We start from the raw sequence: 19,635 nt of genomic DNA, 5'->3' as shown, positions 1-19,635 counted from the left end.
CGGCCCGCACCGGGCCGTTGCTGTCAGAAGCTGCGGAACAGCGCTTTGCCACGCAGCAGTCGAATGCCCAGCCAGCCGCCGCACAGTGAAAGCAGCAGCGCCCCGCTCAGCGGCAGCACGATCCAGAGCCGGTAATCGGGCTGCCACGGAAAATCGAACACTTTGCGCTGCAGCCCCCACAGCGCTGCCTCCGCCCCTAGCGCCGCCGCACCGCCGGCCACTATGCCCAGCAGCGCGAACTCACACCACAGCGTCGCGCGCAGCAGCCTTTTGCCCGCGCCCAGAGTGCGGTAGACCACCAGCTCCTGGCGACGTTGCCGCATTCCTACCTGAATCTGCGCCAGCAGCAGCAGAACGCCGCAGGCGGTTACCAGCACCACCATGATCTCCAGCGCCTGGCTGACCTGAGTCAGTATCTGGCCGATCTGGCGCATCATCGCGCCGATATCGAGCAGACTCAGCGTAGGAAACGCGCGGTTCAGCTGCGCCAGCAGCTCAGGGTGGCCGTCGAGCCGGAAACTGGTAAGCCAGGTCTGCGGCTGTTCATCCAGCGCGCCAGGCGGGAAAATAAAGAAGAAATTAGGCCGCAAGCTTTCCCAGTCCACCTTGCGCAGACTGCTGATTTTGGCGCTGAACTGCTGGGTATCGCCGGTAAAGGTCAGCGTATCGCCGAGGGCTACGCCGAGCCGGTCGGCCAGCTCCACTTCCATGGAGACCTCGCCGGTGCGCGGCGGCCACGTGCCGGCGACGATCGGATTATGCTCAGGCCGGTGCGACAGCGTGGTCAGATTCAGCTCGCGGTTAAGCGCGCTGTCGCGGCGCGGATCGGCCGCCTGATGGTTGATCTCCGTCAGGCGTACCCGGGCGATGGGATAAAAGGTACCGGGCTGGATCTGGTGCTGCACCAGGAAGCGCTGCACATCCGCTACCTGCTCGCGGCTGATATTCAGCAGGAAATAGTTGGGGCTGTCGGCCGGCAGCTGTTGCTGCCAGCGGTCAAGCAAGTCGCCGCGCAGCACCAGCAACAGCGCCAACAGCATAAAGGAGAGCGAAAAGGCGGCCAGCTGGCTCAGTGTCGCCCAGGGCTGACGCAGCAGACGGTTCACCGCCAGCCGCAGCGCCAGCCGGCGCAGCGTCAGACGGCCCAGCAGCCAGAGAGCCCCCCACCCCAGCGCGGCCAAAAGCAGCGCCAGCAGCACAATGCCGCCCAGCAGCGCCCAGAGCAGTTTACTGTTGCCCACCAGTAGCACCAGCAGCGCGACCACCACCAGTGCCATCGTGGGCAGATAGTAGCGCAGCGGCCAGACCGGCGCGATGGCGTCCTGCCGCAGCACGCGCAGCGGCTGTGTCGCCAGCAGCAGACGATAGGGGCGCAGCCCCACCAGCAGCGAGATCACAAACAGCGCCCCCAGCGCCCAGATCCAGGGCCAGATCCCGGCCGCCGGCAGTTCGCCGGGCAGCACCGGACGCAGCATCCGTAGCAACAGCGCTTCAAACCCGATGCCCAGCGCGCTGCCGGCCAGCGCGGCCAGCAGCAGCACCGCCAGCCACTGGCCGACGATCAGCCGCCGCAGCGCCCCGCCACCGGCGCCCAGCGTCTTCAGCACCGCCACCAGATCGTAGCGGCTGCGGCAGTAGTGGCTCATCGCTACCGCCACCGCTGCGACGGAGAGCAGCAGGGTCAGCAGCGCCGACAGCAGCAGAAACTGCTGGGCGCGCTGCATTGAACGCCCCAGCGCATCCTCGGAGTTTTCCACGCTGAGCCAGCGCTGATCGCTTTTCAGCTGCGGCGTGATCCAGCGGTCATAGCGGCTGAGCGCATCGGCCTCGCCGGCGAACTTATAACGCCAGGCCACCCGACTGCCGGGCTGGATGGCGCCGGTTTTCTCCACGTCCGCCAGGTTCATCAGCAGGCGCGGCGCGGTCTGAAAAGGATTAAAGCCGGCGTCCGGCTCCTGTAAAACCGCGCCGGCGACGCGTAAACGGGCATCGCCCACCTCCAGCTCGTCGCCGGGCTTCACCGCCAGCAGCGCCATCAGCCGCGGCGCCAGCAGCACGCTGCCCGGCTCGGGCTTCAGGCCGGCCGGTTCGGTGCGCAATTCGCCAAACATCGGATAGCTGACGTCCACCGCCTTGATCGCCGCCAGCTGCGGATTGTCGCCGGCAAAAGTCATGGTCATAAAGGTCAGCTGCGCGGAGAGTTTCAGCCCCTGCCGCCGCGCTTCTTCCAGCCATGCCTGCGGCGCGCTGTGGCTGCTGCGCAGCGTGCGATCGCCCGCCATAAACTCGCGGCTCTGCTGGGTAAGGCCTTTTTCCATACGGTCGCCGAGGGTGCCCAACGCCAGCACACAGGCTACCGACAGCGTCAGCGCCAGCCAGACGATCAGCAGCGAGGGCGAACGCCACTCGCGCCAGAACCAGCGCCAAATCATGCTTCCTCCCACAGTTTGCCGTCGCGGACGCGCAGCCGACGATCGCAGCGCGCCGCCAGCTGCGCGTCGTGCGTGACGAGGATCAGCGTGGTGGCGCTGTCGCGGTTCATCGAAAACAGCAGATCGGCGATGCGGTCGCCGGTTTGACGATCGAGGTTGCCGGTCGGCTCATCGGCGAACAGCACGTCGGGACGGCCGCTGAAGGCGCGCGCCAGCGCCACGCGCTGCTGCTCGCCGCCGGAGAGCTGCGTCGGCAGGTGGTGGAGCCGTTTGCCGAGCCCGAGCTGCGCCAGCAGGGTTTGCGCCTGCTCGCGGCTCTGCCGGTCCGATTCGCCGCGCAGCAGCGCCGGCAGCTGCACGTTCTCCAGCGCGCTCAGCGTCGGCACCAGCATAAAAGACTGAAAGACAAAACCGACATGGCGCGCGCGCAGCGCGGCGCGCTGCTCCTCATTCATCTGCGGCAGCGACTGGCCGCAGAGCCGCACTTCGCCGCTGCTGCCGTCATCCAGCCCGGCCAGAATGCCCAGCAGCGTCGATTTACCGGATCCGGACTCGCCAATCAGGGCAATGCTCTCCCCCGGTTTGACAACCAGGTCAACTCCGGTAAGGATGAACAACTGATGCTCCCCTTCACCGACGGATTTAGTAAGATGATGAACTTCAACAATGTTTTCCGCTGGCATTATCCCTTCCTGTTGTTGTTACTGTTGCTGGCACGCGTTGCGTCGGCCGATACCCTGCTGGTGCTGGGCGACAGCCTGAGCGCCGGCTATCGCATGTCTGCCGGCGAAGCGTGGCCCGCGCGGCTGGATAAAAAGTGGCAGCAGCAGCCACAGGTGGTGAACGGCAGCATCAGCGGCGATACCGCGGCGCAGGGCCTGGCGCGCCTGCCGGCGCTGCTACAGCAGCATAAGCCGCGCTGGGTTTTGATCGAGCTGGGCGGTAATGATGGGCTGCGCGGCTTCCCGCCGCAAAATATTGAACAGGATTTGCGCAAAATCATCACGGCGGTGCAGGCCGCCAATGCCGAACCGCTGCTGATGCAGATTCGTCTGCCGGCGAACTATGGCCGCCGCTATACCGAAGCCTTCAGTAATATCTATCCCAAACTGGCGCAGCAGTACAAGGTGCCGCTGGTGCCCTTTTTTATGGAGCAGGTCTATCTTCAGCCCCGCTGGATGCAGCAGGACGGCATTCATCCGGCGCCCGATGCGCAAGATTTTATTACCGAGCTGATGGATAAGGCGCTGACGCCTTTAGTTAAACATGAGTCCTGAAGGGCAACGAAGCCAGAGACGTAAAGTTATGCAAAAAAACGTGTTAATCACCGGCTGCTCCAGCGGCATCGGCCTGGTGGCCGCCAACGATCTGTTGATGCGCGGCTATCGCGTGCTGGCCGCCTGCCGCAAAGAGGCGGACGTAGCGCGCATGGAAGAACTGGGTTTTTGCGGCATCCAGCTTGATTTGGATGATGAGCAGAGCGTCGTCCGCGCCGCCGAACAGGTGATTGCCCTAACCGGCAACCGGCTCTATGCACTGTTTAATAATGCCGGCTACGGCGTTTACGGCCCACTGGAGAGCCTGTCACGCCGGCAGCTGGAGCAGCAGTTCGCCAGCAATCTGTTTGGCACCCACCAGCTGACGATGCTGCTGCTGCCCGCGCTGCGCGCCAGCGGCGAAGCGCGCATCATCAATACCAGTTCGGTGATGGGGCTGATCTCGACCCCCGGGCGCGGCGCCTACGCCGCCAGCAAATATGCACTGGAGGCCTGGGCCGACGCCCTGCGCATGGAGCTGCACGGTAGCGGCATACGCGTCAGCCTGATCGAACCCGGCCCTATCCATACCCGCTTTACGGATAACGTCAATCAGACGCAGCGCGATAAACCGGTGCGCAACCCCGGCATTGCGGCGCGCTTTACCCTGCCGCCGGAAGCGATTCTGCCGAAGCTGCGTCACGCGCTGGAGAGCCGCTCGCCGCGCCTGCGCTATCCTGTGACGCTGGTCGCGCATGCGATGAGCTGGCTGCGACGCTTTCTGCCAGGCTGGATGCTGGATCGCATTTTACGCGGCGACTCGCGCGACAAGGCAAATTCTGCTTGAAGCCGGGCGCGCCGCCCCAATATCGTAACAAAGTCATCAGACAAAGAGACGCATACATGTCACTACACGCTTCGATTATCGATATCAACGAATCCAATCTGCAGCAGGCGCTGGAACAATCCATGACGGTGCCGGTGCTGTTCTATTTCTGGTCCGATCGTAGCCAGCACTGCCAGCAGTTGACGCCGGTGCTGGAACGGCTGGCGCAGGAGTATGCGGGCCAGTTCGTGCTGGCGAAGCTCGACTGCGATAATGAGCCGATGGTGGCCTCGCAGTTCGGCCTGCGTGCTATCCCTACCGTTTATCTGTTCCAGAACGGCCAGCCGGTAGACGGCTTCCAGGGGCCGCAGCCGGAAGAGGCGATCCGCACGCTGCTGGAGAAAGTGCTGCCGCGCGAAGAAGAGCTGAAAGCGCAGCAGGCGATGGAGCTGGTGCAGCAGGGTAAAACGCTGGATGCACTACCGCTGTTGAAAGAGGCCTGGCAGCTCAGCAAACAGTCGAGCGAAATCGGCTTTTTGCTGGCCGAAGTGCTGATCAGCCTTAACCGCAGCGACGAAGCGGAAGCGGTGCTGAAAGTGGTGCCGTTGCAGGATCAGGATACCCGCTATCAGGGGCTGATGGCGCAGATCGATCTGCTGAAGCAGGCGGCCGACACGCCGGAAATCCAGCAGCTGCAGCAGCAGCTGGAGAGCGATCCGGACAACGCCGATCTCGCCAGCAAACTGGCGCTGCAGCTGCATCAGGTGGGCCGTAACGAAGAGGCGCTGGAGCTGCTTTACACCCATCTGAGGAAAGATCTCAACGCGGCGGATGGACAGGCGCGCAAGATGCTGCAGGAAATCCTCGCGGCGCTGGGCACTGGCGACGCGCTGGCGGCCAAATATCGTCGCCTGTTATACTCCCTGCTCTACTAATCCGCTAATACGGGCCAGGGAAACGGCCCGTCTTACGACAGTCCGGAGGTTATATGTTCGCCGTTATTCCCGTTCTTATCGTTGTCGCGCTGATTGTCGTCTGGGCAGGCGTGAAAATTGTCCCGCAGGGCTACCAGTGGACCGTCGAGCGCTTTGGCCGCTATACCAAAACGCTGCAGCCGGGCCTCAATCTTGTGGTGCCCTTTATGGATCGCATCGGCCGCAAAATCAATATGATGGAGCAAGTGCTGGATGTGCCCTCCCAGGAAGTGATTTCCAAAGATAACGCCAACGTTACCATCGATGCCGTCTGTTTTATTCAGGTGGTGGATCCGGCGCGCGCCGCCTATGAGGTGAGCAACCTGGCGCAGGCGATTATCAACCTGACGATGACCAATATCCGCACGGTGCTGGGCTCGATGGAGCTGGACGAGATGCTGTCGCAGCGCGACAGCATCAATACCCGCTTGCTGCATATCGTTGATGAGGCGACCAACCCGTGGGGCGTGAAGGTGACGCGCATCGAAATCCGCGATGTGCGTCCGCCGCAGGAGCTGATTGCGGCGATGAACGCCCAGATGAAGGCGGAGCGCACCAAGCGCGCCGATATTCTGGCGGCGGAAGGCATCCGTCAGGCGGCGATTTTACGCGCCGAGGGTGAGAAGCAGTCGGAGATCCTTAAGGCGGAGGGCGAGCGCCAGGCGGCGTTTTTACAGGCGGAGGCGCGCGAGCGCGCCGCGGAAGCGGAAGCGCGCGCCACTACCATGGTCTCAGAAGCGATCGCCGCCGGCAACGTGCAGGCGGTGAACTACTTTGTGGCGCAGAAATATACCGACGCGCTGCAAAAAATTGGCTCGGCTGATAACAGTAAAGTGGTATTGATGCCGCTGGATGCCACCAGCATTATGGGTTCTATTGCCGGCATCAGCGAGCTGCTGAATGAAACCCGGCCTGCGCGGGGCGACAGATGATGCTGGCCGCCCTCGTCAATCATCCGCACTGGTTCTGGCTGACGCTGGGCGGGCTGCTGCTGATCGCCGAAATGCTCGGCACCAGCGGCTACCTGCTGTGGAGCGGCATCGCCGCGTTAACGGTGGGGCTGGTGCGCTGGGCGCTGCCTTTCTCCTGGGAGACGCAGGGCGTGCTGTTCGCGCTGCTGACGCTGGCCGCCGCCTTTCTCTGGTATCGCTGGCTGGCACACCGCCAGCAGCGACAGCCGGATATGCATTTAAATCAGCGCGCGCAGCAGATGAGAGGCGTGTCGCTGACGCTGTCGGAAGGGCTGGTGAACGGTCTGGGGCATGTACGCATTGGCGACGGCAGCTGGCGTGTGCAGGCTGAAAGCGACCTGCCTGCCGGCACGCGGGTGGTCGTCACCGGCGTGGAGGGGGTAACCTTGCGCATCGTGCCGCAGGAGGCGCCGCGTTAGCGCGCGGCGCGATGGCAGCAACCGGCCAGGTTATTGATAATCGGGCAGTCCGCACTCTCGTCGCCGGGACAACTTTCCGCCAGCGCCAGCAAGCGCTCCCGCATGAGATTCAGCTCAAGAATATGCGCCTCAATCTCTTTAACCTTCTGTAGCGTGCGCGCTTTTACATCTGCGCTGTGACGCGCCGGATCGTTGAACAGATGCACCAGCTCCCGACACTCATCAAGATTGAAACCGACCTGACGCGCCTGGCGCAACAGCGTTAACTCCTCCAGATGGCGCGCGGTGTAGCTGCGATACCCGTTCTCGCTGCGCAGCGGCGGCGTGACCAGCCCCTTCTCTTCATAAAAACGGATTGCCTTGCTGGTTAAGCCGGTTTTTTTCGCTACATCGCTAATGTTCATGCATCCCCTTCGGTTGATTATGGAGAGCCTGCGCTTCCCGCCCTGACAGCCTGAGTCCGTCACCCTTCATTTATAACGCTATTCGCCAGTGACCGAAACTGAAACCCGCGCTTCGCGACTGAATGGCCTCACAGCAAGCGCGAGTGGCAGAAAATATTTTATAAGAGATTGTCGGGTTTTTATTTATTTTCTGTGCGGCGGCTTAACCTGTTTATGACGGGCAGCGATAATTCTTTCCATTTTTCACCAGAACTCAACCTGCCCCGGACATTATTTTTTACCGAATGAAAGTGATATGGATCAAATTAGCCCGATGAATAAAAAATATAGAATACGCTGCTTTTTCACCCATTAATAAAACAGGAAAAACTATGTCTGATATGATCTTCTGCCGCAGCTGCGGCAAGCAAATTCACAGCAGCGCGCAGGCCTGCCCCGGCTGCGGCGCAACCCAGAGCGCGCCAGGCAGTGGTAAGAGCCGCATCTCCGCCGCTCTGCTCGCCTTTTTCCTTGGTGGATTCGGCGCCCATAAATTCTATTTAGGAAAAACCGGACAGGGCATTTTATATCTCCTCTTTTTCTGGACGTTTATTCCCTCGATTATCGCTTTTATTGAATTCATTATTTACCTCTGTTCTTCCGATGAACACTTTGCACGTAAATATGGCTGATAAAAAAGGTTAAATAAAAGTATTAATCACTGGCAAAGCGGCGGCAATAGAAGTGACGCCGTTGTCGCGAAAAAGCACTGGCAAAGTAGCTCGCTGCAATAAAACCGCGCCGTTGTCGCGAAAAAGCGCTGGCAAAATAGCTCGCTGCAACAAAACCGCGCCGTTGTTGCCAAAAAACACTGGCAAAGTAGCACACTGCAATAAAACTGCGCCGTTGTTGCCAAAAAGCACTGAAATAACGGTGCGGTGTAATATAGCCCGCACCGTTGTTGCGAAAAAGCGCTGGCAAGGCGGTACTGTGCGCTATAAGCCGCGCCGTTGTTGCAAACACCATAGCCCGCCGGTGATGGCAGCGCCCCTCCCTTCGTCTGTTCTCGCCGTAGGCAGAAGCCGTTTAACTGAGGACTGCCGGCGCTTGCGCACCCCGGGGCGAGGCCGTTTAATTCCTGTCCCCGTCCCTGTTCCGTGTCTCTGTCCCTGTTCCGTGTCCTTGTCCTGTGCCCCTGTCGATATCCATCTGCATGTCACTTATCATATATCCCGTTTCACGTATCCCGTTTCGCGCCAGCAAAAGCGGCGTTCGCTATTGCGCCGGCCACCTCGCACTGAGGAAACTTGACCTTACCCTTGAGGGAAGGTTTACCCTTATGGTTCCAGTCATTGATTCTGCCCAGGCAGAAAGGAGATGTTTTATGTCACATACCACTCTGTTAACGCTGGACGGCCTTTCCTGCGGCCACTGCGTTAAACGCGTTAAAGAAGCGCTGGAGCAGCGCGAAGATGTGCAACAGGCTGAAGTATCGCTGAATGAAGCGCGCGTAACCGGCGACGCCTCGGCGGAAGCCCTGATCGCCACCGTGGAACAGGCGGGCTATCAGGCCAGCAGCCAGGAAGGCGCGCGCCCAAAGGCTGAACCGCTGACAGAATCAGACCCGACGCCGGAAGCGCTGACAGCGGAGATCTCCACGCTTCCGGCAGAAAACAGCCCGGCGGGGAATGCCCCGCTTTCAACGAAAGCGCGTGTGGAAGATCCCCCGCGTCCGGCAGAAAACAGCTCAATACCTCCTGCCCCGCTTTCGGCGGAAAACAGCCTGGCAGGGAATGCCCCGCCTTCAACGAAAACACGCGAGAAAGATCTCCCTCCTCCGGCAGAAAACAGCTCAACACCCCCTACTCCGCTTTCGCCGGAAAACAGCCCGGTGCAACATTCTCCGCTTCCGGCGCAGGCTGATGCGGCCGCGGAAAATTATCAGCTACTGATTGACGGAATGAGCTGCGCCAGCTGCGTCAGCCGGGTGGAAAAAGCGCTGGCGCAGGTGGAAGGCGTGCAGCAGGCGCGCGTCAACCTTGCCGAGCGCAGCGCGCTGGTGATCGGCTCGCCGCAGCCGGAAGCGCTGGTTTCCGCCGTGGTTAACGCCGGCTACGGCGCGGAAGTGATTGGCGATGAAAGCGAACGCCGCGAGAAGCAACAGCTTAGCGCCCGTCAGGCAATGCGCCGCTTTAGCTGGCAGTCGGCGCTGGCGCTGGCGCTGGGCGTACCGCTGATGATCTACGGCCTGTTTGGCGACAACATGATGCTGACCGCCAGCAACCGCAGCGGCTGGCTGACGGTCGGCATTCTGACGCTGTTGGTCATGGTGATTGCCGGCGGCCACTTCTATCGCAGCGCCTGGCGCAGCCTGCGCAATGGCTCGGCGACCATGGATACGCTGGTGGCGCTCGGCACCCTCACTGCCTGGCTCTACTCCATCAGCGTCAATCTGTGGCCCGATTTCTTTCCCGCCGCCGCGCGCCACCTTTACTATGAAGCCAGCGCGATGATTATCGGCCTGATTAACCTCGGTCATGCGCTGGAGCAGCGCGCGCGTCAGCGCTCCTCAAAAGCGCTGGAGCGCCTGCTGGACTTAACTCCGGCAACGGCGCGTGTGGTAACGGCAAACGGCGAAAAAACCGTGCCGCTCACCGAGGTGCAGCTGGGCATGATATTACGTCTGACAGCGGGCGATCGCGTACCGGTTGACGGCGTGATTAGCGAAGGCGAAGCCTGGATGGAAGAGTCGATGCTGACTGGCGAACCGCTGCCGCAGTATAAAACGCAGGGCGAAGCGATCCATGCCGGCACCCTGGTACAGGATGGCACCCTGCTGTTTCGCGCCAGCGCGATCGGCAAAAACACCACGTTGTCGCGCATTATTCAGCTGGTACGCCAGGCGCAAAGCAGCAAGCCGGCGATTGGTCAGCTGGCCGATCGTATCTCAGCGGTATTTGTGCCGGCAGTGGTGTTGATCGCCCTGTTCAGCGCCGCCGTCTGGTATCTCTTCGGGCCGCAACCGTCGCTGGTCTACATGCTGGTGATCGCCACTACCGTGCTGATTATCGCTTGCCCCTGCGCGCTGGGCCTCGCCACGCCGATGTCGATCATCGCCGGCGTCGGCCGTGCGGCGGAGTTCGGCGTACTGGTGCGTGACGCCGATGCCCTGCAGCGCGCCAGTGAACTGGATACGCTGGTATTCGATAAAACCGGTACCCTGACGCAGGGCGCACCGCAGGTGACGCAGATCGTCGCCTTTGAAGGCTTCAGCGAGACGCAGGTGCTGCGCTGGGCGGCGGCGCTGGAGCAGGGGTCGAACCATCCGCTGGCGAAGGCGATACGCGAGCGCGCCGGCGAAGGCGCGCTGCCGGAAAGCAGCCTGTTCCGTAGCCTGCGCGGCCTCGGCCTCAGCGCAACGCTGGAGAACAAACCGATGCTGCTCGGCAATGCGGCGCTGCTGGCGCAGCAACAGGTAAACACCGCCCCGGCCGCCGCGCTGGCCGATGAGCTGGCGGCCAAAGGCGCGACACCGGTGTTTCTCGCCGTCGAGGGCCGGCTGGCGGGGCTGCTGGCGATCCGCGATCCGCTGCGTGACGAAAGCGTCAGCGCGCTGCAGCGCCTGCACGGGCTGGGTTACCGCCTGATAATGCTGACCGGCGATAATGAAAAAACCGCGCGCGCCATTGCGCAGGAGGCGGGGCTGGATGAAGTGATCGCCGGCGTTCTGCCGGATGGCAAGGCGGAGGCGATCCGCCGTCTGCAGCAGGCGGGCCACAAAGTCGCAATGATCGGCGACGGCATCAATGACGCCCCGGCGCTGGCGCAGGCCGATGTCGGCATCGCCATGGGCGGCGGCAGCGATGTGGCGATTGAAACCGCCGCCATTACCCTGATGCGTCACGATCTGCACAGTGTGGTTGATGCGCTGGCCATCGCCAAAGCGACGCTGCGCAACATGAAACAGAACCTGCTCGGCGCGTTTATTTACAACTCGCTGGGGATCCCGATCGCCGCCGGCGTGCTTTGGCCGCTGACCGGCACGCTGTTAAGCCCGGTGATCGCCGGTGCCGCTATGGCGCTCTCCTCCATCACCGTGGTCAGCAATGCCAACCGGCTGTTGCGCTATCGGCCCCCGGCTGAATAATACGCTTACGCTTTCGCCTGTTCATCGGCAGATGAAACCGCTAGCATGGCGTGTTTATAGGTGGAATCGGGTGGAAGAATGGATAACTGGCTCTATAGCCTGAAGGCGCTGTATCACCGGCTGCTGCCGACGTCCTACCGCTGGCCGGCGACCGACGTCTGGCTGCCGGGCAACCGGCAGTTGCATCTGGTGGGCAGTATCCATATGGGCACGCGTAATATGATGCCGCTGCCGCCCGGCCTGCTGAGCCGCCTGGAAAAAGCGGACGCCCTGATTGTCGAGGCGGATATTACCGGCAGCGCGTCGCCATTCAGCTACAGCGAACCGCAGCCGCCGCTGGCGGAGCGGCTGGACGCGGCGACCCTGCAGCGCCTGGCGCGCCTGTGCGACGAGTTTCAGCTCGGCCTGGAGCAGCTCGATCCTCTTCCCGCCTGGCAGGTTGCGTTGATGCTGCAGGCGCACCAGGCGCAGCGGCTCGGTCTGCGCCCTGATTACGGTATCGATTATCAGCTGCTGCAGTCGGCCCATGCGCAGGGACGCCGGGTGATCGAGCTGGAGGGCGCCGGCGAGCAGCTCGACCTGCTGAAGGCGCTGCCGGAAAATGGCCGCTCGCTGCTGGCCGATACGCTGGAACACTGGCACACCAACGCCCGACTGTTACAGACCATGATCAGCTGGTGGCTGGAGAAGCCGCCGCAGCCAAGCCGGGCGGCGCTGCCGAACACCTTCAGCAACGAACTGAACGATGTGTTGATGAGCCAGCGCAACCAGCGCTGGAACACGCAGCTGCGCGCGCTGCCGCCGGGCCGTTACGTGGTGGCAGTCGGCGCGCTGCATCTGTATGGCGAGAATAATTTACCGGCGCTGCTGAGGCGTAAATAAAAAAAAGGCCAATATTGCTATCGGCCCGTCAAAGAGGAATGTGTTTATGATTTTAGTTATTCATCAGCAAATGCATCGCTGACGCGAGGGCAATTTTCCTCTAAAGCCTGCGATTTCACCAGCGCTATTTTTCACCAATTTGTAAGTTTTCACTGTCAGGAATAGGCGATGACCCCTGCGATAAAACTACTGGAAAAGCAAAAGATCCCTTTTACGCTGCATCCTTACGAGCATGACAGCCATGAAACCAACTTCGGCGACGAGGCGGTGCGCAAGCTCAATCTGGATGCGCAGCAGGTATATAAAACGCTGCTGGTGGCGCTAAATGGCGACGCCAAACACCTCGCCGTTGCGGTAACGCCGGTCGCCAGCCAGCTTGATTTAAAAAAAGTGGCGAAGGCGCTGGGGGCAAAAAAAGCGGAGATGGCCGATCCACAGCTGGCGCAGCGCGTTACCGGCTATCTGATTGGCGGCATCAGCCCGCTGGGGCAGAAAAAGCGGCTGCCGACAGTGATCGATGCGCAGGCCGCCCGCTTCCCGACCATTTTTATCTCCGGCGGTAAACGCGGGCTGGATATTGAGCTGGCCGCCAGCGATCTGGCCGCGCTGCTGGAGGCGACGCTGGCCGATATCGCCCGTCGCGATTAGGCGCGCTGCGCGCAGAGCCGATCGATCATCCAGCGCCCCGCCGGCCCCGGCGGCGTGCGGGTCGACCATACCGCGTCCACCGCGATGCTCTGCGGCCAGCCTGCCACCGGCAGCGCCTGCAGAATACCGTGGCCAAACTGCTCCACCAGCCAGCGCGGCAGGATAGACCAGCCGAACCCCTGCTCCGCCATCTCTAACAGCAGCAGATAAGAGGGCGCGGACCATACCGGCCCGCTCGCCCGGCTCTCCCTGCCGATCCAGGTATTCAGCTGCAGCCGTCGGATGCGGTCCAGCTCCGCCTGGCTGACTTGCGCCTGCGCCGCCAGCGGATGATCGCGATGAATAAATACTTCCATCTGCGGCTGCACCTGCAAACGCGACGCGGCGATCGTGGCGGGCAGCCGCGACTGCACGCGTATCACGCCCAGATGAATGCGCCCGCTTTGCAGCAGATCGATAACGTCCTCATCCTCGGCGATCATGCATTCAAATTCGATATGGGGATAGCGCGTGGCAAACTGCCTCAGCAGCTGTTCATGGTGGTCAGCCTGCCAGAAATCGGAGATCGCCATGCTGAGCCGCGGTTCAATGTTGTCTGACAGCCTGACCGCCAGTTCATCCAGCCGCTGGCTGGCGGCGAGGATCTCCTCTACCTGCCGCAGCGCCCGCGTGCCAGCTTCGGTTAATACCGGCTCCCGGCCTTCGCGGTGAAACAGCTTAAAGCCCAGATCCGCCTCCAGGTTGGCGATGGCGGCGCTGACGGTAGACTGGCTTTTTCCCAGCACGCGCGCCGCGGCGGAAAAAGATCCCTTCTCAACCGCCTGCACAAAAGCCTGTAATGATTCCGGTAAATAACGCATCGTTCTATCGCTTTTATCGATGGGAGTTCATTTTATTTTAGCTGAAGCAGGCCGGAAAATATGCCCCCTTAAACTAAGGAGACATTATGCAAACCCGTTCGCTGAAAGAACGCCTGCTGCATGCCACAGGCTTTGAGGCGTTAGCTATTTTGATCGTGTCGCCGCTGGCGGCGACATTGATGAATAAGCCCCTGTTCCAGATGGGCGCGGTGGCGCTGGCGCTTTCCACCACCGCCATGGTGTGGAATATCATCTACAACGCGCTGTTTGACCGCCTGTTTCCGCTGGGAAAAGTTAAACGCGGTCTGGGGCTGCGTATCGTTCATGCGCTCTGCTTTGAAGGCGGATTTATTTTGATTGGCCTGCCGATAGCGGCGACCCTGCTGGGCACCGGCCTGTGGCAGGCGTTTATGCTGGAGGTCGGCTTCTTCCTGTTCTTTCTGCCCTATACCGTGGTCTATAACTGGCTATGGGATCGCGCGCGGGAAAAATGGCAGGCGCGTCAGGCCTGCCAGCACGGTTAACTGGCCGGCCCGACGCCTAATCCGCATCGGGCCGGGCCGCTTTACGCTTTGCCGGTCAGCCAGGCAAGGATCATCTGCGGATAGCTGCGGCGATGGGATTCCTGCTTCTGCCGCGCCTCTTTTTCCGCCGCGCTGAGATGCACGATCTCGCCGTGCGGCGCGTACTCTTCCGCCTTCAGCGGCGAATGTTTTTCAATATACTGCTTCAGCACTTCCGCATCGACAAAGCCGGTATTCACAAAACCCGGCAGCGTATTGACCACCGGATAGCCATCGCCGCCGTTGGCATTAAAGCTCAGCACCGCCATGCGGTAGGTTTTCTCCGCCTGCAGCGGCTCGCCGTTGATTTTGATCTCACTGACCCCCTCGCCGTCCGCCACCAGGCTGACGTTGGCGAACTGCGCGTAGGCGCCGGAATCGACCTGCTTATTTGCCACCACGGCGAGATATTTTTCCACCTCGCGCCCGGTCATCTCAACCTGACACACCGTATTGCCGAACGGCTGCACTTTCAGCACATCCTTATAGCTGATCGGCCCTGCTGCGATAGAGTCGCGCACGCCGCCACCGCTCATCACGGCAAAGTCCGCTTTGGTGCGCTCGATCTGCGCCGCCAGGATCAGGCGCGCCAGGTTGGTCTGCACAAAGCGCACCTTGCTGCGGTCGCCCTCAAGGCGCGCGTCGACGCTGCCGACCTGCACGTTAAGCTGCGCCTCGCCTTTTTTCTGGAACGGCGTGAGCAGTTTCATCATCGCGCTATTGGGGGTAATTTCCGCCTGATAGTTGATCCACTCTTCTTTACCGTCGCTGTTTTTCACTTTGTGCTTCAGGTTCACCGGGATCAGCTGATAGTTCTCCAGCGTCAGCACGCCATCCTTAAAGCTGAAATCGGCGCGGCCGACATATTTTCCCCACTCATGCGCCTGCACAATCCAGGTCCCGTTCTGCCGATCGGGCACGCAGGGCGACCCCGGCACGTAATCGACCTGCTTCTGGTTATCCTGCGCCATGCAGACCGGATCCTGCGAGTGGCCGCCGACAATCAGATCGATATAGCCCGGCGGCAGCGCGCGCGCCATCTCCACGTCACCCGGCGCGTTGGAGCCGTGTTGACCGTTATCGTAATGCCCCATATGGGTGGCGGCGATAATCACGTCCGGCTTTTCGCCAGCGCGCAGCGTCTCCACCACTTTTTTCGCCTCGGCGGCGGGCGGGCGGAACACGATATCGGTCAGGTATTCAGGATTACCGATTTTCGCCGTGTCGTCGGTGGTCAGGCCGATCACCGCGATTTTCAGTCCCATACGGTTAAACAACGCATAGGGCTGAAACAGGCGTTCACCGCTGCTTTTTTGATAGATATTGGCGGAAAGCAGCGGGAATTTGGCCCACTTCTGCTGCTGGCGCAGCACCGACAGCGGATTATCGAACTCATGGTTGCCGATGGCCATCGCATCGTATCCCACCAGATTCATGCCGCGGAAATCGGGCTCTGCATCCTGCAGATCGGATTCAGGCACGCCGGTGTTGATATCGCCGCCGGAGAGGATCAGCACGCCGCCGCCGTGCGCCTGCACGTCATAGCGGATGCTGTCCACCAGCGTTTTTTGCGCCGCCAGGCCATACTCGCCCTGCTCGTTTTGCCAAAAGCGCCCATGATGGTCATTGGTATGTAACACGGTGAACTTATAAACGCGCCCCTTTTCCCAGGCCAGCGCCGGTGAGGAGAGCATGCTAAGCGAGACTATCCCGCCTATGATAAAGGTATTGATAAAGCGCAACGTCATTCTCCTTGTTGACAGGCATCTGGCTGCCCTGCCCGCTCGCCGGGCGCGCCGCCATGATAATCAACGACGGCGAACGCAGGCCGCCGTCGGAATAACGCTAGTTATGCCTGAAGGCTGGCGCGGCCGCAATCTTCTGCGCAGCAGCGCGCGAAAGTTTTTTAGGCCGACGAAATATTACGTGGAAAACAGCGGCTATTTTTGCTTTTTCATCCCATACATCGCTTTTATTACCCTTGTGTGAGAAAGAAGTGCTTTTTAGCAGACTGTTTTTGCAAAAAGATGACGATTATCAACAGTGTTCATCAAGGTTGTAGCGTCATAAGTAAAAAAAATGGCCCACACCCGCAATTTTTTAGATTTCCTGCACTTTTTTCACTTTATCCCCCTTTATTCTCCCCCGGACGCCCCCATTTTGTTTTACACTGGTTACAACCGGACACAGTTGCACACAGAAGGAGACAGCATGCACCACAGCACCCCGCTGATTACCACTATTGTCGGAGGCCTTGTCCTCGCCTTTCTCCTGGGAATGCTCGCCAGCCGCCTGCGCATTTCCCCTCTGGTGGGCTATTTGGTTGCAGGCGTTCTGGCGGGCCCCTTTACCCCGGGGTTCGTCGCCGATACCAAGCTGGCGCCTGAACTGGCGGAGCTGGGCGTTATTCTGCTGATGTTCGGCGTGGGTCTGCATTTCTCCCTGAAAGATTTGATGGCGGTGAAAACCATCGCCATTCCCGGCGCTATCGCGCAGATTACCGTCGCCACGCTGCTGGGTATTGGGTTGAGTACCACGCTCGGCTGGGACTGGATGACCGGGCTGGTGTTCGGGCTCTGCCTCTCTACCGCCAGTACCGTGGTGCTGCTGCGCGCGCTGGAGGAGCGGCAGCTGATCGACAGCCAGCGTGGCCAGATCGCTATCGGCTGGCTGATCGTCGAGGATCTGGTGATGGTGCTGACGCTGGTGCTGCTGCCCGCGATTGCCGGCATGCTGGAGAAAGGCAACGCCAGCCTGTCGCTGCTGGCGTGGGATCTGCTGTGGACCATCGGCAAGGTCGCCGCCTTTATGGTGCTGATGATGGTGGTCGGCCGCCGCGTCGTGCCGTGGATTCTGGCACGCAGCGCCGCCACCGGCTCGCGCGAGCTGTTCACCCTGGCGGTGCTGGCGCTGGCGCTGGGTATCGCCTTCGGCGCGGTGGAGTTCTTCGATGTCTCCTTTGCGCTGGGGGCCTTCTTTGCCGGCATGGTGCTGAACGAATCGGAGCTGAGCCATCGCGCCGCGCACGATACGCTACCGCTGCGCGATGCCTTCGCGGTACTGTTTTTCGTTTCGGTCGGCATGCTGTTCGATCCAATGATCATTATCCAGCAGCCGCTGGCGGTGCTGGGCACGCTGGCAATTATCGTGCTGGGCAAATCGCTGGCAGCCTGGCTGCTGGTGACGCTGCTTGGTCATTCGCGCCGTACCGCGCTGACCATTTCCGTCAGCCTGGCGCAAATCGGCGAGTTCGCCTTTATCCTCGCCGGCCTCGGCATCGCGCTGAACTTGCTTAGCGAGGAGGGCCGCAATCTGGTGCTGGCGGGCGCGATCCTGTCAATTATGCTTAACCCGATCCTGTTTACCCTGCTGGAGCGCTATCTCGATAAGCATGAAAACTTCGAGGAGCAGAGCATGGAAGAGGCAACGGAAGAAGAGAAACAGATCCCGGTCAATATCTGCAATCATGCGGTGATTGTCGGTTATGGACGGGTGGGCAGCCTGGTGAGCCAGCTGCTGATCGACGCGGAGATCCCGATTGTGGTGGTGGAGAATGCGCGCACGCGCGTCGAAGCGCTGCGCGAACAGGGGATCCGGGCGGTATTAGGCAATGCGGCGCGTGTCGAAACCATGGAGCTGGCGCGTCTGGACTGCGCCCGCTGGCTGCTGATGAGCATTCCCAACGGCTACGAGGCGGGCGAGATTATCGCCGCGGCGCGCGAAAAACATCCGCATCTGGAGATTATCGCCCGCGCGCACTATGACGACGAGGTTCACTACATCCTTGAACGCGGCGCGGACAATGTAATTATGGGCGAGCGGGAAATTGCCAACAGTATGCTGGCGATGCTGAAAGCGGGACTGGACGCGACGCCGACCATGCTGACGCCGCAACACCCGAACTGATCTTGCTGCGCGGCGGGCCACGCCGCGCACGCTTTCCGCTTAACGCTCCCAGTACGCCTCTTCCAGACTGTCTTCCCGCTCAGGCAGCCCGCGCGTCAGACGCGGCGAATGCTGATTCAGCACCTGATAGCTGACGCGGTTGGCATATTTGCAGACCTGCGCCAGCGACGAGTAGGTTAAGTAACTGCGCTGATGCTTGCTGGAGTTGGGCACGTTGTTGCGGTGATAGCTGTTGGCGGTAATATCGTGCAGCAGCGCCGCCAGCGCGCCATCCCCTGCCCCGTTGGTATTCATGATCTTCTCCGGCCCGCCCATATAGGGGGCGATATGCGAATAGATGCGCAGCGGCTGCTGGCAATCCTGATAACGCATGGCGCGGCTGAATTCATACTGGTTAAATTCCGCGATGGCGCCCGGCAGCAGCGGATGGTTAGTCTGGCGCTTCGCGCCCTCTTCGGTGTAACCCGCCATATAGAGACCGTTGGGGCCGGCGGTGCATAGTACCAAATCCACCCACTCCAGCGCTTTATCGGCCGCCTGCAGCGGATCGGCGTAGCCGGTCAGCTCCAGCCCCTCTTCTTCATTCATCGCCAGAATAGCGACATGTTCGCGCAGGAAGTCGCGCCAGAATTGCGGGTTTTCGGCGATCACATGTTTGGTGCCCAGCGTCAGCACCACCGGCACGTTGTACTGCTTCGCCCAGGCGACCGCCTGCATGGTCGCCTCCGGCATCGGTTCGCCCGGCTTGCAGCGCACCAGATAGGAGGTCAGCACCAGCGCGGAGGCGCCGGCGATCACCGCTTCCGGAATACTTTCCGGACGCAGCTGGTTCATCATGCCGGGACTGATGGCGAAAGTGCGCTCGCCGTTATCGCCGATCAGCGTAAAGCAGCGGCCGATAGCGCCGTCGACGCCCTGCAGGTAGTTAAGGTCGGTGCGGCTGGAGGTGTTGCAGAGATAGCGATAGGCGTAGCCGCCGATCTGCACGTTGTTGCACATCACGCCAAGCAGCACCGAGCGGTCGTCCGCCAGTACCGAGTAGTTGTGCATGGTATTGCCGATGGTACCGCCGGCGAACTGATGGGTGATCAGATTGTCGCGCATCAGCTCTGCGTAGAGCGCGTCCGCCACTTCATCCTCAATCACCAGCGAATGGCCAACGCTAAGTCCGTAGCGCGCCACAAAGGCGTTATCGACTTTTGCTTCGATATCCACCAGCGTCTGATCGATGCCGACCACCCAGCTGGTGCCGGTTTCGCTTTCGGGCTGAACGGGCTGGATAAGCGGATCGCGCGCGCTGACGGGAAAATAGTGTTTGGATTTGCGTTGGCCGGGAAATTTCATGGTTGTTGGCTTCAGAATAAAACA

General features: G+C 60.9%; 18 protein-coding genes. 11 read left to right on the top strand and 7 right to left on the bottom strand.

Annotated elements, in window-relative coordinates; all coding sequences use genetic code 11:
* Positions 1-23: 23 nt before the first annotated feature.
* On the bottom strand, positions 24-2,432 hold the full coding sequence (gene ybbP / locus C2E15_RS06145; protein WP_104956587.1) for a putative ABC transporter permease subunit YbbP: 2,409 nt from the start codon (positions 2,430-2,432) through the stop codon (positions 24-26).
* Positions 2,429-3,115 carry a putative ABC transporter ATP-binding protein YbbA gene (gene ybbA / locus C2E15_RS06140; RefSeq protein WP_104959096.1) on the bottom strand — a complete coding sequence of 229 codons (687 nt, stop codon included), beginning with the start codon at positions 3,113-3,115 and terminating at the stop codon, positions 2,429-2,431. Before ybbA ends, ybbP begins: the two co-directional genes overlap by 4 nt.
* Here ybbA and tesA point away from each other — a divergent pair.
* The 5 genes from tesA to C2E15_RS06115 are packed head-to-tail and all read left to right on the top strand — an operon-like array spanning position 3,083 to position 6,878.
* Positions 3,083-3,709 (top strand): multifunctional acyl-CoA thioesterase I/protease I/lysophospholipase L1, encoded by a 627-nt coding sequence (gene tesA, locus C2E15_RS06135; RefSeq protein WP_174705690.1) that lies wholly within the window; start codon positions 3,083-3,085, stop codon positions 3,707-3,709. The genes ybbA and tesA overlap by 33 nt on opposite strands.
* Positions 3,710-3,737: 28 nt before the next feature.
* Positions 3,738-4,535 carry an SDR family oxidoreductase gene (locus C2E15_RS06130; protein ID WP_104956586.1) on the top strand — a complete coding sequence of 266 codons (798 nt, stop codon included), beginning with the start codon at positions 3,738-3,740 and terminating at the stop codon, positions 4,533-4,535.
* Positions 4,536-4,591: 56 nt separating this feature from the next.
* A complete protein-coding gene (locus tag C2E15_RS06125) occupies positions 4,592-5,449 on the top strand; it encodes a co-chaperone YbbN (RefSeq protein ID WP_104956585.1) in 858 nt (285 codons plus the stop codon).
* Positions 5,450-5,502: 53 nt separating this feature from the next.
* Entirely contained in the window at positions 5,503-6,420 is a 918-nt protein-coding gene (locus tag C2E15_RS06120) for an SPFH domain-containing protein (protein WP_104956584.1), read from the top strand.
* A complete protein-coding gene (locus C2E15_RS06115) occupies positions 6,420-6,878 on the top strand; it encodes an NfeD family protein (RefSeq protein WP_104959094.1) in 459 nt (152 codons plus the stop codon). Before C2E15_RS06120 ends, C2E15_RS06115 begins: the two co-directional genes overlap by 1 nt.
* On the opposite strand, the gene cueR is transcribed toward C2E15_RS06115, so the two are convergent.
* On the bottom strand, positions 6,875-7,282 hold the full coding sequence (cueR, locus tag C2E15_RS06110; RefSeq protein WP_104956583.1) for a Cu(I)-responsive transcriptional regulator: 408 nt from the start codon (positions 7,280-7,282) through the stop codon (positions 6,875-6,877). The genes C2E15_RS06115 and cueR overlap by 4 nt on opposite strands.
* A 371-nt stretch (positions 7,283-7,653) precedes the next feature.
* On the opposite strand from cueR, the gene C2E15_RS06105 reads away from it, so the two are divergent.
* Positions 7,654-7,953 (top strand): TM2 domain-containing protein, encoded by a 300-nt coding sequence (locus C2E15_RS06105; RefSeq protein ID WP_104956582.1) that lies wholly within the window; start codon positions 7,654-7,656, stop codon positions 7,951-7,953.
* 22 nt (positions 7,954-7,975) lie between these two features.
* On the opposite strand, the gene C2E15_RS21290 is transcribed toward C2E15_RS06105, so the two are convergent.
* Entirely contained in the window at positions 7,976-8,287 is a 312-nt protein-coding gene (locus tag C2E15_RS21290) for a hypothetical protein (RefSeq protein ID WP_146108534.1), read from the bottom strand.
* 358 nt (positions 8,288-8,645) lie between these two features.
* Between C2E15_RS21290 and copA the strand changes: the two genes are divergently transcribed.
* From copA to ybaK, 3 genes are all read left to right on the top strand, one after another.
* Positions 8,646-11,408: a copper-exporting P-type ATPase CopA gene (copA, locus tag C2E15_RS06100; RefSeq protein ID WP_104956581.1), complete on the top strand. Its 2,763-nt coding sequence runs from the start codon at positions 8,646-8,648 to the stop codon at positions 11,406-11,408.
* A gap of 78 nt (positions 11,409-11,486) precedes the next feature.
* The gene (locus C2E15_RS06095; protein ID WP_104956580.1) at positions 11,487-12,290 is read left to right on the top strand and encodes a TraB/GumN family protein; all 804 of its coding nucleotides are present in this window, start codon (positions 11,487-11,489) and stop codon (positions 12,288-12,290) included.
* A gap of 168 nt (positions 12,291-12,458) precedes the next feature.
* Entirely contained in the window at positions 12,459-12,938 is a 480-nt protein-coding gene (gene ybaK, locus C2E15_RS06090; protein WP_104956579.1) for a Cys-tRNA(Pro)/Cys-tRNA(Cys) deacylase YbaK, read from the top strand.
* Here ybaK and C2E15_RS06085 read toward each other — a convergent pair.
* Entirely contained in the window at positions 12,935-13,798 is an 864-nt protein-coding gene (locus C2E15_RS06085) for a LysR family transcriptional regulator (RefSeq protein ID WP_104956578.1), read from the bottom strand. The two genes, ybaK and C2E15_RS06085, sit on opposite strands and share 4 nt — an antisense overlap.
* An 86-nt stretch (positions 13,799-13,884) precedes the next feature.
* On the opposite strand from C2E15_RS06085, the gene C2E15_RS06080 reads away from it, so the two are divergent.
* A complete protein-coding gene (locus C2E15_RS06080) occupies positions 13,885-14,322 on the top strand; it encodes a multidrug/biocide efflux PACE transporter (protein WP_104956577.1) in 438 nt (145 codons plus the stop codon).
* Between the two features lie 41 nt (positions 14,323-14,363).
* Here C2E15_RS06080 and ushA read toward each other — a convergent pair whose 3' ends face one another.
* On the bottom strand, positions 14,364-16,055 hold the full coding sequence (gene ushA / locus C2E15_RS06075; protein ID WP_425438038.1) for a bifunctional UDP-sugar hydrolase/5'-nucleotidase UshA: 1,692 nt from the start codon (positions 16,053-16,055) through the stop codon (positions 14,364-14,366).
* 517 nt (positions 16,056-16,572) lie between these two features.
* On the opposite strand from ushA, the gene ybaL reads away from it, so the two are divergent.
* Positions 16,573-18,267, top strand: a complete 1,695-nt coding sequence (gene ybaL / locus C2E15_RS06070) for a YbaL family putative K(+) efflux transporter (RefSeq protein ID WP_104956575.1) — start codon at positions 16,573-16,575, stop codon at positions 18,265-18,267.
* 39 nt (positions 18,268-18,306) lie between these two features.
* Here the strand turns inward: ybaL and C2E15_RS06065 are convergent, their stop codons facing one another.
* Positions 18,307-19,611: an inosine/guanosine kinase gene (locus C2E15_RS06065; RefSeq protein ID WP_104956574.1), complete on the bottom strand. Its 1,305-nt coding sequence runs from the start codon at positions 19,609-19,611 to the stop codon at positions 18,307-18,309.
* Positions 19,612-19,635 lie beyond the last annotated feature (24 nt).

The sequence above is a fragment of the Mixta gaviniae genome (assembly GCF_002953195.1).
Classification (GTDB): Bacteria; Pseudomonadota; Gammaproteobacteria; order Enterobacterales; family Enterobacteriaceae; genus Mixta; species Mixta gaviniae.
This window is presented reverse-complemented; position numbering and strand designations above follow the sequence as displayed.

Coding starts and splice junctions, on each gene's coding strand:
- ybbP (WP_104956587.1), bottom strand. CDS start 2,432: ATGATTTGGCGCTGGTTCTGGCGCGAGTGGCGTTCGCCCTCGCTGCTG.
- tesA (WP_174705690.1), top strand. CDS start 3,083: ATGATGAACTTCAACAATGTTTTCCGCTGGCATTATCCCTTCCTGTTG.
- ybbA (WP_104959096.1), bottom strand. CDS start 3,115: ATGCCAGCGGAAAACATTGTTGAAGTTCATCATCTTACTAAATCCGTC.
- C2E15_RS06130 (WP_104956586.1), top strand. CDS start 3,738: ATGCAAAAAAACGTGTTAATCACCGGCTGCTCCAGCGGCATCGGCCTG.
- C2E15_RS06125 (WP_104956585.1), top strand. CDS start 4,592: ATGTCACTACACGCTTCGATTATCGATATCAACGAATCCAATCTGCAG.
- C2E15_RS06120 (WP_104956584.1), top strand. CDS start 5,503: ATGTTCGCCGTTATTCCCGTTCTTATCGTTGTCGCGCTGATTGTCGTC.
- C2E15_RS06115 (WP_104959094.1), top strand. CDS start 6,420: ATGCTGGCCGCCCTCGTCAATCATCCGCACTGGTTCTGGCTGACGCTG.
- cueR (WP_104956583.1), bottom strand. CDS start 7,282: ATGAACATTAGCGATGTAGCGAAAAAAACCGGCTTAACCAGCAAGGCA.
- C2E15_RS06105 (WP_104956582.1), top strand. CDS start 7,654: ATGTCTGATATGATCTTCTGCCGCAGCTGCGGCAAGCAAATTCACAGC.
- C2E15_RS21290 (WP_146108534.1), bottom strand. CDS start 8,287: ATGGTGTTTGCAACAACGGCGCGGCTTATAGCGCACAGTACCGCCTTG.
- copA (WP_104956581.1), top strand. CDS start 8,646: ATGTCACATACCACTCTGTTAACGCTGGACGGCCTTTCCTGCGGCCAC.
- C2E15_RS06095 (WP_104956580.1), top strand. CDS start 11,487: ATGGATAACTGGCTCTATAGCCTGAAGGCGCTGTATCACCGGCTGCTG.
- ybaK (WP_104956579.1), top strand. CDS start 12,459: ATGACCCCTGCGATAAAACTACTGGAAAAGCAAAAGATCCCTTTTACG.
- C2E15_RS06085 (WP_104956578.1), bottom strand. CDS start 13,798: ATGCGTTATTTACCGGAATCATTACAGGCTTTTGTGCAGGCGGTTGAG.
- C2E15_RS06080 (WP_104956577.1), top strand. CDS start 13,885: ATGCAAACCCGTTCGCTGAAAGAACGCCTGCTGCATGCCACAGGCTTT.
- ushA (WP_425438038.1), bottom strand. CDS start 16,055: ATGCTCTCCTCACCGGCGCTGGCCTGGGAAAAGGGGCGCGTTTATAAG.
- ybaL (WP_104956575.1), top strand. CDS start 16,573: ATGCACCACAGCACCCCGCTGATTACCACTATTGTCGGAGGCCTTGTC.
- C2E15_RS06065 (WP_104956574.1), bottom strand. CDS start 19,611: ATGAAATTTCCCGGCCAACGCAAATCCAAACACTATTTTCCCGTCAGC.